Below are 10,596 nucleotides of genomic sequence, written 5' to 3'. Positions count from 1 at the left end.
ATGGACTACTACAACAACCGACGTATCAAGATAAAGTTAAAGGGCTTGCCACCTGCTATTCACAGACAACAAGCCCTTTTTGCCCTATAATAAAAGTGTCTAGCTTTTGGGGGTCACTTCAAAAAGCTTCCCTTTTTTATTGGGTTGGATTAAGATTTGGGAGAACAGGTGGGGGAGAAAATGGAAGAAATATTAATCGCCCCGTGCGGCATGAACTGCGCCCTGTGCAGCAGCTATCTCTCCATGACTCATGACCTTCGCCGCACCGGCATCTTGAAGGCTTACTGCCCCGGCTGCCGCCCCCGCGGTAAGAACTGCGCTTTTATAAAAAAGAGCTGTGAGCTCCTGGGGGAAGGCAGCGTTCAGTACTGCTATGAATGTGAGCAGTTTCCCTGCCGTCGCCTCAAGGACCTGGATAAACGTTACCGGACAAAATATCGCATGAGTATGATAGAAAACCTTGTTTACATCAAAGAGCATGGGATGGCTGAATTTCTGGAGAAAGAAGCGGTAAAGTGGCGCTGCCCGGAATGCGGCGGTGTTATCTGCTGCCATAACGGCATCTGCTATACCTGTGAGCTGGAAAAACTTAAGGCTAAAAAGCTGAAATACCGCTGGGAGGAAAAAGCATGAAAGGCTTTCCGGATTTTATGAAGCGCCCGGTCAACAAAATTTCCAGCGTGTCACAGTACACTAAAAATATTGAAGGGTATGTCTTTGACGGCGTTGACGGCAGCCAGATGGCCTTCTGGACCGTCTATAAGGACGGCCGCTCCGCCGCGCATGTGCACGACTATGATGAGTACATGCTGGTGGTGCAGGGGCAGTACACGTTGGCCATAGACGGAAAACGCATTCCGGTAAAGGCCGGTGAGGAATACCTTATTAAAAAGGGCATCGTTCACGGCGGTGAGGTTATCGCCGGCACGCGCACTATCGAGGCTTTCGGCGGGAAAAGGGTTGAACGGGCCGCTGCAACTTAATATGACACGGTGAAGGCGGTTATCATTTCTGCTATAATTCGTGGTATAGACCTGTATTCAGGCGAGAGGATGGAAATGGACAAGAAAATCAAGGTGGGGGTTATCGGAGCGACGGGGATGGTGGGGCAGAACTACTTGCGGCTGCTCAGCCGGCATCCCTGGTTTGAGGTATCATACCTGGCGGCGTCGCCGCAGTCCGCCGGCAAAAAATACGGCGATGCGGTCGCCGGGCGCTGGCACATGGCCCAGGAAATCCCGGATAAGTACCGCGGCATTGTCATTGAGGATGCTAACAACGTATATAAGGCCGCCGGCAAATGCCGTATTGTCTTTTCCGCGGTGGAGCTGGATAAAAAAGCTACCATGGCGCTGGAAGAAGAGTACGCCGCCAATGGATTCGCCGTGGTCTCCAACAACTCCGCCCACCGTGCCACTGCTGATGTGCCCCTGATGATTCCGGAAATTAACTACAACCACCTGGATATCATCCCCCGGCAGCAGCAGCAGCGCGGCTGGAAACATGGACTGCTGGCCGTCAAGCCTAATTGCAGTATCCAGAGCTATATGCTGCCTATTTACGCCCTGATCAAAGCGGGCTACCCCATAGATAAAATGATTGTGTCCACCTTGCAGGCGGTGTCCGGCGCCGGCTACCCCGGCCCGGCCTCTATCGACCTTATTGATAATGTTTTACCCACTCTCGCCGGGGAAGAGGATAAATCGGAAGTGGAGCCGGCCAAAATCCTGGGCAAAGTAGTCGGCGATAAAATCGTGCCTGATACCGGTATCAGGATATCGGCGCACTGCAACCGCGTCCCCGTATCGGACGGCCATATCGCCTGTGTCAGCCTTAAGTTCGCGGATAAAAAACCGTCCCGGGACGAGATTATCGGCATCTGGCGTAATTTCACCTCGCTCCCCCAGGAGCTCAAGCTCCCCTCCGCCCCGGTGCCCCCCATTATCTATCGGGATGAGCCGGACCGACCCCAGCCCCGCACGGACCGGGATGCCGGTTTCGGTATGGCGGTAACGGTCGGACGACTGCGCCCATGCAACGTCTTCGATATTCGCTTCGTGGGACTGCACCACAACACGGTGCGCGGCGCCGCCGGCGGTTCCATCCTTACCGCCGAGCTTATGGTGGCTAAAGGGCTGATAACTTAGGTGCGGTAATAAAAAAGAGAGGCTTCTTTAACCGAAGCCCCTCTTCGTTGTCTGCTGGCTCCCCGACAAGGATTCGAACCTTGAACCTAGCGGTTAACAGCCGCCCGCTCTACCGTTGAGCTATCGGGGATTATTGCATGGAATCCTCATAATTATCGCTTTTTTTAGCTTTGAAGTCAAGATTGCCCGGATATTTCCATGCACTCTGATTTTAAAGCTGATATAATAATAAAGTAGAAAGTGCTGGTATTTCAGGGAGTTTATTCGTGCCGTTAAGTGATAGAGATTATATGCGCTCCTCCCCCCCGCCCCGCCGGAGCTACCGCCGCTCGCTCAACCTTGATTTCGGTGTAAACCCGGTCATGGCGCTGATTATCGCCAACCTTATTTTATTCGTCGCCGTGCTCGTTTCACCTAATCAATTGTTTCCTTACGGCTCCGGACAGGTTATCAGTGACCGTTTTACCTATTACCTGGGCCTGATACCCCACTATTTCCCCAGCCATCCCTGGACTATTGTTACCGCCATGTTCATCCATGCCGGGTTCTGGCACATCTTCGGCAATATGCTTACCCTTTTCTTCTTCGGCTCCTTTCTCTACCGTTTGATCGGCGGTGTTAAATTTCTCCTGGTTTACTTCATCGGCGGGATTGTGGGCAATGCCTTGTGCCTGCTGCTGGGTAATGACCTGAGCCTGTTCATCGGCGCCTCCGGGGCTATCTATGCCATCGCCGGCGCGATGGTGGTCATGGTCCCCAAACTGCCGGTGCGGCTGTATTTCCTGATACCCGTACCCCTGTGGCTGGTCGTCCTCGTTTTCTACGGGCTGTGGTCTATCCCCGGCGTGGGGGGCTCGAATATCGCCTGGCAGGCCCACCTCGGAGGGCTGGTGGTGGGGCTGATCGCCGGGTTCCTCCTGCGGAAACGGATACGCCTTGATTTATACCGCTGACACGCTCGGCCGGAACGTGCGTTCAGCTTGACTTTTACGTTCACCGTACTTATAATACTTAAGTTACCTGTTTTTATTTCCAGTACATGTTTGAGTTTGGTGCCCGAGTGGCGCAACGGTAGCGCAACCGATTTGTAATCGGTAGGTTGGGGGTTCGATTCCCTTCTCGGGCTGGGTCCGTGCGGTAGGTCATGTCTGGAGGGATGCCGGAGAGGCCAATCGGAGCAGACTGTAAATCTGCCGCCCTAAGGGCTACGCTAGTTCGAATCTAGCTCCCTCCACCATACTTTAAAACCGGGTAAACGTGACTATAGACAAGTAGCAATTAAAATCTGTATAATGAAACCGACGCCCACCTAGCTCAGTCGGTAGAGCACATTCTTGGTAAGAATGGGGTCATCGGTTCGAATCCGATGGTGGGCTCGGAAAAAAGGGAGGATGAAATGGCAAAGCAGAAATTTGATAGGTCAAAACCGCATGTAAACGTTGGCACGATCGGTCACGTCGACCACGGCAAGACGACTTTAACCGCAGCTATCACGCTGGTCTTGTCCAAAGCCGGCATGGCTTCATACCGCGCCTTTGATTCGATTGATAACGCCCCGGAAGAAAAGTCCAGGGGCATGACCATCGCTATCGCCCACGTCGAGTACGAAACGGCGAAAAGGCACTATGCCCACATCGACTGCCCCGGACACGCTGATTTCATCAAGAACATGATTACCGGCGCCGCTCAGATGGATGGCGCCATTCTCGTGGTAAGCGCCCCGGACGGCCCCATGCCCCAGACCAGGGAGCACGTGCTTTTGGCCCGCCAGGTGCAGGTGCCTTACATCGTCGTCGCCCTCAATAAAGTAGACGCCATGGAAGACCCTGAGCTGCTGGAGCTGGTAGAGGTGGAAGTCAGGGAGCTGCTCACCAAGTACGAGTTCCCCGGCGAAAAGACCCCCGTCGTAAGGGTAAGCGCCATCAAAGCCCTGGATTGCGGCTGCGGCAAACGCGAATGCCAGTGGTGCGGCGCTATCCTAAAGCTGATGGATGCCGTTGATGATTTCATCCCCACCCCACAGCGCGCCAAGGACCAGCCCTTCCTGATGCACATTGAAGATGTTTTCAGCATCAAGGGGCGCGGCACTGTGCCTACGGGCAGGGTGGAGCGTGGCGTTGCCAAGGTCGGCGATGAAGTTGAAATTGTCGGCCTGCACCATCAGCCGCGTAAAGTGGTTATCACCGGTCTGGAAATGTTCCATAAATCGCTTGACCAGGCGGAAGCCGGCGACGCCGTCGGCGCTCTGCTGAGAGGCGTTGAGCGTGAGGATATCGAGCGCGGCATGGTGCTCGCGGCGCCCGGTTCCATCAAACCGCATACCTACGCCGAGGCTCAGGTTTACGTCCTGGGTAAAGATGAAGGCGGCCGCCATACGCCGTTCTTTAACGGCTACAAACCCCAGTTCTACCTCCGCACCACGGATGTCACCGGCACTATCGAACTCCCGGAAGGGGTGGAAATGGTCATGCCCGGTGATAACATCAACATGAAGATAAAGCTCATCTACCCGGTCGCTCTGGAAGTGGGTTTGAGGTTCGCCATTCGTGAAGGAGGAAGAACGGTAGGTGCCGGCAGCATCATCCGTATCATTGAATAAACATGGCTAAAAAAGCTGAAGCCAGGGGTATTATCTACCTTGCCTGTTCCGAGTGCAAGGAGCGGAACTATACCTCTACTAAAAACAGGAAAAATGATTCCCAGCGCCTGGAGCTGAACAAGTATTGTCCTACCTGCCGCATGCACCGCATGCATAAGGAGACCAAGTAAAACGCGCCGCTGGCGGGTTTGAAAGTGACGGGAGATGACACAGCCGCATGCCACCAAGAAAAAGGGTTTCAGGCTATTTAAATACTTCGGTGAAATTATCACCGAGTTGAAAAAGGTAGTCTGGCTTACCCGCCGGGAAGTGGCCTATCTGACCGGGCTGGTGCTCGTGGTCACCATCATCGCCGGCGTCGTGCTGGGTCTGCTGGACTACGGGTTTTCCGAGTTGGTCAGTAAGGTCTTCCTGCGTTGATGACGGGTTGTCTCCTCGGTTGGTAAAAGGCGGGTACATGAACGTGACTTTCAGGGCTTTTTCCAGAAATTCAGGTAGTGAGGTTATTTGTGGCGGATAGTGATAAACAGTGGTACGTCATTCATACCTATTCCGGTCATGAAGAGCGTGTCAAGAAAAATCTGGAGCAGCGCATCAAGTTCATGGACTCCAACAGTGAGATTGCGCGTATAGAAATACCCCAGGAACAGGAAATTGAAGTGCGGGGCGGCAAGCGCCGTACCGTCACCAAGAAAATATTGCCCGGCTACGTCCTGGTGAATATGAAAATGGATGAAAACACCTGGAGCGTGGTGCGCAATACCCCCGGCGTTACCGGCTTTGTCGGCAGCGGCAATACCCCCACCCCCCTCCGTGAAAAAGAAGTCAGCGAGATTCTTAAGCAAATGTCCGCCGAGGCCCCCAAGGTCAAGGTTGGCTTCCGCAAAGGGCAGAGCGTCCGCGTCACGGACGGCCCGTTCATCGACTTCGTTGGCATTGTTGACGAGATTAACATGGAAAAAGGCAAAGTCAAGGTGCTTCTCTCCTTATTCGGCCAGGAAACGCCGGTGGAGCTTGACTTTTTACAGATAGATAAATTATAGATTGTCCCTTCGCCGTCATTCCCGCGTAAGCGGGAATCCAGGTGGGGAACCGGGGTGGATAACGGAATTCGCCTCGCGATGCTGAAAAAATGAGTTATCGCGGAGAAATAATATGGCCAAAAAAGTAAAAGCAATGATTAAACTGCAGATACCCGCCGGACAGGCAAACCCGGCGCCGCCGGTCGGCCCGGCTCTGGGCCAGCACGGCTTGAATATCATGGCATTCTGCAAGGAATACAATGAGCGCACCGCCAGCCAGGCCGGGTCCATCATCCCGGTGGAAATCACCGTCTATGATGACCGCACCTATACCTTCGTTACCCGCACCCCCCCGGCTTCTGATTTGATTAAGAAAGCCATGGGTATAGAAAAAGCGGGCGGCCGGGCCGGGCATGATGTCGCCGGGACTATCCCGCGGAAGAAAGTCCGGGAAATAGCCGAGCTTAAGATGAAAGACCTCCACGCCAACAGTATCGAGGCGGCGGAAAAAACTATCGAGGGGACGGCCCGGAGTATGGGAATAAAGGTGGAGTAAAATGGTAAAACACGGTAAAAAATATGAAGCAACTATCGCTAAAATAGAAAAGAACGCTGCCTATCAGCCGAAGGACGCCATTGAGCTGGTAAAAAAATCAGCCCCGGCCAAATTCGATGAGACGGTGGAGCTGCACCTGCGCACCGGGCTTGACCCGAAGAATGCCACCCAGCAGTTAAGAGGGGTGGCGCTTTTGCCGCACGGTCTGGGCAAAAAGGTGCGCGTGCTCGTTTTCGCCCAGGGCGAAGCGGAGAGGATCGCCAGCAGCGCCGGCGCTGACATCGTCGGCGGTGACGACCTCGTTAAGAAAATCGAGGGCGGCTGGGTGGAGTTCGATACCGCTATCGCCGTGCCGGAAATGATGGGCAAGGTTGGTAAACTCGGTAAAGTGCTGGGCCGCAAAGGGCTTATGCCCAACCCCAAGGCCGGTACGGTGGTCGCCATGAATGACCTGCCCCGCGTTATTGAAGATGCCCGCAAGGGCCGCGTGGAATACAAGCTGGACAAGACCGCCATCATTCACGTGCCGCTGGGCAAGGTAAGCTTCGCCGAGCAGGCGCTGCTGGAAAACCTGACGGCCGTCATTGAGGCGGTGGTCAAGGCCAAGCCCACCGGCTCCAAAGGGCAGTATATCAAGAGCATCTATATCACCACTACTATGGGACCCAGCGTTAAGCTCGACCTTACCGCCGCTACGGCCTTAACCGCCAGCTAACTTTACAGCGCGGTCGAACCGTGCTAAAATAGACTGTTAATTGAATACTCGTCCCGAGACAGCGGGTGTCCCGAGTGAATACGAGGGACTTAATGAGTGCAGCGCCTGCCGAGGATGAAAAAAGTACCTGTAAAGTACGTTTTCGTTAGTCCTCGTGCCTGTTGCACGGGGACTTTTCTTTATATAAAGACTAAGATAACCTGCCGGGAGGTAATAAAAATGCCGACGGAAAAGAAAGAAAAAGCCGTAGAAAGTCTGCGGGAGGTATTCGCCAAAAGCAATATCGGCATCATGACCGATTACCGTGGCTTGAAGACCTCTGAGATTAACGAGCTGCGCCGCAAACTCAGGGAAGCGGACGTGGAATACAAGGTGGTCAAAAACTCGCTGGCGCAGATTGCCGCTAAGGACGCCGGGCTGGAATACCTGGAAGGCGCTTTCCAGGGCCCGATGGCCGTGGCCTTCGGCTATGGCGAAGCTACTAAGACCATCAAGACCCTGGCCGACTATATTCGTACTTCTAAGTCCTCCCTCAAAATTATTGGCGGGTTCCTGGAGGACAAAGTTTTAACCGTGCAGGAGCTGGATACTCTGGCTAAACTGCCGTCCCGGGAAGTGCTGCTGGCTAGAGTCATCGGCGGCATACAGAGTCCCATTAGTGGCATTGTGAATGTGCTCGCGGCCCCCATGAGAGGGCTGGCGCAGGTATTACAGGGAAGAATAAGTCAACTGGAGGCTAAATAAAATGGCAGATGAAGTCAAGGCTGAAGAAGTAAAAGTGGAAGAGACCGCGGCGGAAGAAAAGAAACCCAAGGCCGCCAAAGCCAAAAAGTCCGGCGCTATTGAAGAGATTATTACGACTATTAAAGGTCTTACTGTGCTGGAGCTGGCGGAGCTGGTAAAAGCTCTGGAGACCGAGTTCGGCGTTAGCGCCGCGGCCCCTATCGCTATGATGGCCGCCGGCCCCGCCGCTGAAGCCGCCGCCCCGGTAGAAGAGAAGACGGAGTTCAATGTCATTCTCAAGGAAATCGGCGCCAACAAAATTAACGTTATCAAAGCCGTCCGCGAGCTGACCAGCCTGGGTCTAAAAGAGTCCAAGGACCTCGTGGAAGCCGCCCCCAAAGCGGTCAAGGAAAACGTCAATAAAGATGACGCCGCCGCCGCCAAAGCCAAGCTGGAAGCCGCCGGCGCTAAAGTTGAAATACAGTAAGATTGTACTTGCCTAAAACGTAATTCCGGATGGCGCGGAGGGCCCGTTTCATTAGTGTGAGGCGGGTTCTCCGTCTGTCCCGGCTGTATGCCATTATTCAGGCATCCCCGTTTATCCTGTTGAAAAATCCCTCTGGATAACGTATAGTTATCACACAAAGGCCGTACGGGGATTTATTGTTTCTATGAATGAAGGAAAATGGCTGATACTGACCATCGTGGGTGGGGCGTTTATCGTCCTGGGCATCCTCGGGATTTTATGGGGCATGCGCGAGGAAAGGCGTATCTTCGAGGAGTTGTCCCGGAAGCCGGACCTGCGTGAGTTTACCATGCGTCACGTGGAGACCCCGCAGCCCGGGTCTTTAAAGACCGGCGGATGGATTGCCATCGCCCTGGGCGTGCTGCTGGCGGTGGCCGGGATTATTTTCTGGCGTATCGGCTGGCCGGTGGACTAATAAAAGCTGCCGGAAAATCAAAAGGGTCTTTTAGGCCCCTTTCCCCACCCTGTCATTGTGAGGCGCGCAGCAACGAAGCAATCTCTACCCCCCACTCACCCTGAGTCAGTCGAAGGGTATCCCCCATCCCCCGTTGTCATTCCAGCGCAAGCTGGAATCCATCTAGTGCCTTCCACCTTATTGTTCGGGTCATTCTCGCCCTGTCGGACAATCCTAAAATCCTCTCCCTCTCTGTCAACGGAGAGGGAGACACAGAGGGAGAGGTCTGATGCCTTGTCCCCTCCCCCCCTTTCCCCTGTACCTACTTGAAATACATTTTACCCGGCCCGGTGGTGTAGTGGAACACCGGTTTGTCCACTTTCAGAAAGACCAGCGGGCAGTGTTTAAGACCGGCCGGTATAAAGACCAGGCTCGTCTTGTCGATGATGTGCTTTTCGTCCCCCAGCCACAGCTCTACTTCCGCCCCCAGGTCGTACGGGTGCGTCGGGTCTGACCCGAAAAATGCAATCACCTCATCGTAGTCGTGGGCGTGGGAGTCGGGGCCGCGCTGCTTGGCCGCCTCTATTTCCTCCGGGGTGAGCCGCGGGTGGGGCATTATCCAGACGCACTCCATGTAAAAAGCGCCCGGCACCAGTTCGCTGTCCAGGAAAAGGATACGCCCGCCCTTGCCGCCCTCCGCCGTGGTGATGGGGGGATTCCATGGCGCTTCCTCGGCTGGCTGTTTGTATTCGCTAAGTATGTATTTCCCGTATTTGGTGTTATCCAAAGACTATTCTCCTTATCACATAAAAATTAAAGCGGGGAGACCGCGTTAACGTATCTCCCCGCGCCGTTGGCTGTCTGTGCCGGTTATTTCTTTACGGCTTTGCCGCAGGGGAAAGCCATCATGAAAAACACCGGTTTGGTGATGTTGCGGATAATCACCGGGCCCACTTCCAGTCCCTCCGGGATAAAGGCCGCGAAGCCTTTCTTGACGATATGTTTCTCCCCGCCGATGTGTATTTCCACCTCGGCGCAGAGGTCGTGGATATTATCGTATTGATAGCCGTAAAAGCCGATGAACCGTACGTAAGGCTCGGTATTGGGGTCCATCAGCCGCTGTTCTTTGGGCCCGCCCGGCAGCAGCCAGACGTTCTCGCTCCCGAACTCCGCCCCCTTTACCGTGTCCTGGTCGATATACGCCAACCGGCGGGTGGTCTTGGGGTCGGTCGGGTGCCGGTAAGCCGGTAATTTCAGGTTGGGTTTATCGGCGGTTACAAAACAATGTGCGTATTTTAATTTAGCCATTATATTTTCCCTTCTCTCGTTTCATTATCCGGCTGCGCTTAAATATAGGTCGCGCCGGGGCCGATGGTATAGTGGAAGAGACCGGTGTCCAGGTTTACTTTCAGCGGGCAGTGGGTGACATTCGGCGGGATGTAAACGCAAAAGCTCTTGTCCATAACGTACTTTTCATCTTCCATCCAGAATTCCACTTCTGCGTTCAGCCTTTCCGGGTGGTCCATGTCCAGCCCGAAGAAGGAGAGAAGTTCCGGGAAGGGGTGCGCGTGCGGCGGTACGCCCTGGCCGCCTGGCTTGGACATCATTTCTTTGATTTCCGCGGGCGTCAGCTTGGGGCGTGGCCGCTGGCCGGGCATTTTGGAGCCCCACAGCCAGACGATTTCCGAATAGAAACCGCCGGGGACGACCTTCTCGTCCGTCCAGACTACGTGCTCCATACCGCGGTGAAAACCGTCTACCGGCCCGTCGCCGATCATGGAACGCTCCCATTCACGGTAGGGGGGCAGCGGTACATTGGGCATCAGTTCCGTGCAGATTAGGTGACCGTACTTTGATTTTGCCATATTGCGTATTCCTTTCTTTATTGAACGTTTGCTGTATAAATTATGGGAT

The 10,596-nt window shown here is 54.3% G+C and carries 16 protein-coding genes, 4 tRNA genes and 1 other annotated feature; of the genes, 16 read left to right on the top strand and 4 right to left on the bottom strand.

Annotated features, from left to right (window positions below):
* The first annotated feature begins 180 nt into the window (after window positions 1-180).
* From WC370_06005 to asd, 3 genes are all read left to right on the top strand, one after another.
* Window positions 181-633 (top strand): DUF3795 domain-containing protein, encoded by a 453-nt coding sequence (locus WC370_06005; protein MFA5309023.1) that lies wholly within the window; start codon window positions 181-183, stop codon window positions 631-633.
* Window positions 630-983 carry a cupin domain-containing protein gene (locus WC370_06000; GenBank protein ID MFA5309022.1) on the top strand — a complete coding sequence of 118 codons (354 nt, stop codon included), beginning with the start codon at window positions 630-632 and terminating at the stop codon, window positions 981-983. Before WC370_06005 ends, WC370_06000 begins: the two co-directional genes overlap by 4 nt.
* 75 nt (window positions 984-1,058) lie before the next feature.
* Window positions 1,059-2,147: an aspartate-semialdehyde dehydrogenase gene (gene asd, locus WC370_05995; protein ID MFA5309021.1), complete on the top strand. Its 1,089-nt coding sequence runs from the start codon at window positions 1,059-1,061 to the stop codon at window positions 2,145-2,147.
* 55 nt (window positions 2,148-2,202) lie between these two features.
* Here asd and WC370_05990 read toward each other — a convergent pair.
* A tRNA-Asn gene (locus WC370_05990) sits at window positions 2,203-2,277 on the bottom strand.
* A 136-nt stretch (window positions 2,278-2,413) separates the two neighbouring features.
* Here WC370_05990 and WC370_05985 point away from each other — a divergent pair.
* The 13 genes from WC370_05985 (at window position 2,414) to WC370_05925 (ending at window position 8,703) form a co-directional block, all read left to right on the top strand.
* Window positions 2,414-3,100, top strand: a complete 687-nt coding sequence (locus tag WC370_05985) for a rhomboid family intramembrane serine protease (GenBank protein MFA5309020.1) — start codon at window positions 2,414-2,416, stop codon at window positions 3,098-3,100.
* A gap of 101 nt (window positions 3,101-3,201) precedes the next feature.
* Window positions 3,202-3,273, top strand: a tRNA-Thr gene (locus WC370_05980).
* Between the two features lie 24 nt (window positions 3,274-3,297).
* Window positions 3,298-3,384, top strand: a tRNA-Tyr gene (locus WC370_05975).
* A 66-nt stretch (window positions 3,385-3,450) separates the two neighbouring features.
* A tRNA-Thr gene (locus tag WC370_05970) sits at window positions 3,451-3,523 on the top strand.
* 20 nt (window positions 3,524-3,543) lie between these two features.
* Window positions 3,544-4,746 (top strand): elongation factor Tu, encoded by a 1,203-nt coding sequence (tuf, locus tag WC370_05965; protein MFA5309019.1) that lies wholly within the window; start codon window positions 3,544-3,546, stop codon window positions 4,744-4,746.
* A gap of 2 nt (window positions 4,747-4,748) precedes the next feature.
* On the top strand, window positions 4,749-4,916 hold the full coding sequence (gene rpmG, locus WC370_05960; GenBank protein MFA5309018.1) for a 50S ribosomal protein L33: 168 nt from the start codon (window positions 4,749-4,751) through the stop codon (window positions 4,914-4,916).
* A gap of 34 nt (window positions 4,917-4,950) precedes the next feature.
* Window positions 4,951-5,166, top strand: a complete 216-nt coding sequence (gene secE / locus WC370_05955; protein ID MFA5309017.1) for a preprotein translocase subunit SecE — start codon at window positions 4,951-4,953, stop codon at window positions 5,164-5,166.
* A gap of 89 nt (window positions 5,167-5,255) precedes the next feature.
* Window positions 5,256-5,789, top strand: a complete 534-nt coding sequence (nusG, locus tag WC370_05950; protein MFA5309016.1) for a transcription termination/antitermination protein NusG — start codon at window positions 5,256-5,258, stop codon at window positions 5,787-5,789.
* A 112-nt stretch (window positions 5,790-5,901) separates the two neighbouring features.
* Window positions 5,902-6,324, top strand: coding sequence for a 50S ribosomal protein L11 (gene rplK / locus WC370_05945; protein MFA5309015.1), 423 nt, complete (start codon window positions 5,902-5,904; stop codon window positions 6,322-6,324).
* 1 nt (window position 6,325) lies between these two features.
* The gene (rplA, locus tag WC370_05940; protein MFA5309014.1) at window positions 6,326-7,039 is read left to right on the top strand and encodes a 50S ribosomal protein L1; all 714 of its coding nucleotides are present in this window, start codon (window positions 6,326-6,328) and stop codon (window positions 7,037-7,039) included.
* 34 nt (window positions 7,040-7,073) lie between these two features.
* Window positions 7,074-7,227 (top strand) — a sequence feature (ribosomal protein L10 leader region).
* 31 nt (window positions 7,228-7,258) lie between these two features.
* The gene (gene rplJ / locus WC370_05935) at window positions 7,259-7,783 is read left to right on the top strand and encodes a 50S ribosomal protein L10 (GenBank protein MFA5309013.1); all 525 of its coding nucleotides are present in this window, start codon (window positions 7,259-7,261) and stop codon (window positions 7,781-7,783) included.
* Window position 7,784: 1 nt separating this feature from the next.
* Entirely contained in the window at window positions 7,785-8,249 is a 465-nt protein-coding gene (gene rplL, locus WC370_05930) for a 50S ribosomal protein L7/L12 (GenBank protein ID MFA5309012.1), read from the top strand.
* Between the two features lie 184 nt (window positions 8,250-8,433).
* Window positions 8,434-8,703: a hypothetical protein gene (locus WC370_05925; GenBank protein ID MFA5309011.1), complete on the top strand. Its 270-nt coding sequence runs from the start codon at window positions 8,434-8,436 to the stop codon at window positions 8,701-8,703.
* A gap of 301 nt (window positions 8,704-9,004) precedes the next feature.
* Here WC370_05925 and WC370_05920 read toward each other — a convergent pair whose 3' ends face one another.
* The 3 genes from WC370_05920 to WC370_05910 form a co-directional block, all read right to left on the bottom strand.
* Window positions 9,005-9,469: a hypothetical protein gene (locus WC370_05920; protein ID MFA5309010.1), complete on the bottom strand. Its 465-nt coding sequence runs from the start codon at window positions 9,467-9,469 to the stop codon at window positions 9,005-9,007.
* 83 nt (window positions 9,470-9,552) lie between these two features.
* Complete coding sequence (locus WC370_05915; protein ID MFA5309009.1) at window positions 9,553-9,990, bottom strand: hypothetical protein; 438 nt, start codon at window positions 9,988-9,990, stop codon at window positions 9,553-9,555.
* Window positions 9,991-10,028: 38 nt separating this feature from the next.
* A complete protein-coding gene (locus tag WC370_05910) occupies window positions 10,029-10,547 on the bottom strand; it encodes a hypothetical protein (GenBank protein MFA5309008.1) in 519 nt (172 codons plus the stop codon).
* Between the last annotated feature and the right edge of the window lie 49 nt (window positions 10,548-10,596).

It is taken from the genome of Dehalococcoidales bacterium, assembly GCA_041652735.1.
Classification (GTDB): Bacteria; Chloroflexota; Dehalococcoidia; order Dehalococcoidales; family RBG-16-60-22; genus RBG-13-51-18.
This window is presented reverse-complemented; position numbering and strand designations above follow the sequence as displayed.

What these genes read in the sequence shown, in the direction of transcription:
- WC370_06005 (MFA5309023.1), top strand. Translation starts at nt 181, where the DNA reads ATGGAAGAAATATTAATCGCCCCGTGCGGCATGAACTGCGCCCTGTGC.
- WC370_06000 (MFA5309022.1), top strand. Translation starts at nt 630, where the DNA reads ATGAAAGGCTTTCCGGATTTTATGAAGCGCCCGGTCAACAAAATTTCC.
- asd (MFA5309021.1), top strand. Translation starts at nt 1,059, where the DNA reads ATGGACAAGAAAATCAAGGTGGGGGTTATCGGAGCGACGGGGATGGTG.
- tuf (MFA5309019.1), top strand. Translation starts at nt 3,544, where the DNA reads ATGGCAAAGCAGAAATTTGATAGGTCAAAACCGCATGTAAACGTTGGC.
- rpmG (MFA5309018.1), top strand. Translation starts at nt 4,749, where the DNA reads ATGGCTAAAAAAGCTGAAGCCAGGGGTATTATCTACCTTGCCTGTTCC.
- secE (MFA5309017.1), top strand. Translation starts at nt 4,951, where the DNA reads ATGACACAGCCGCATGCCACCAAGAAAAAGGGTTTCAGGCTATTTAAA.
- rplK (MFA5309015.1), top strand. Translation starts at nt 5,902, where the DNA reads ATGGCCAAAAAAGTAAAAGCAATGATTAAACTGCAGATACCCGCCGGA.
- rplA (MFA5309014.1), top strand. Translation starts at nt 6,326, where the DNA reads ATGGTAAAACACGGTAAAAAATATGAAGCAACTATCGCTAAAATAGAA.
- rplJ (MFA5309013.1), top strand. Translation starts at nt 7,259, where the DNA reads ATGCCGACGGAAAAGAAAGAAAAAGCCGTAGAAAGTCTGCGGGAGGTA.
- rplL (MFA5309012.1), top strand. Translation starts at nt 7,785, where the DNA reads ATGGCAGATGAAGTCAAGGCTGAAGAAGTAAAAGTGGAAGAGACCGCG.
- WC370_05925 (MFA5309011.1), top strand. Translation starts at nt 8,434, where the DNA reads ATGAATGAAGGAAAATGGCTGATACTGACCATCGTGGGTGGGGCGTTT.
- WC370_05915 (MFA5309009.1), bottom strand. Translation starts at nt 9,990, where the DNA reads ATGGCTAAATTAAAATACGCACATTGTTTTGTAACCGCCGATAAACCC.
- WC370_05910 (MFA5309008.1), bottom strand. Translation starts at nt 10,547, where the DNA reads ATGGCAAAATCAAAGTACGGTCACCTAATCTGCACGGAACTGATGCCC.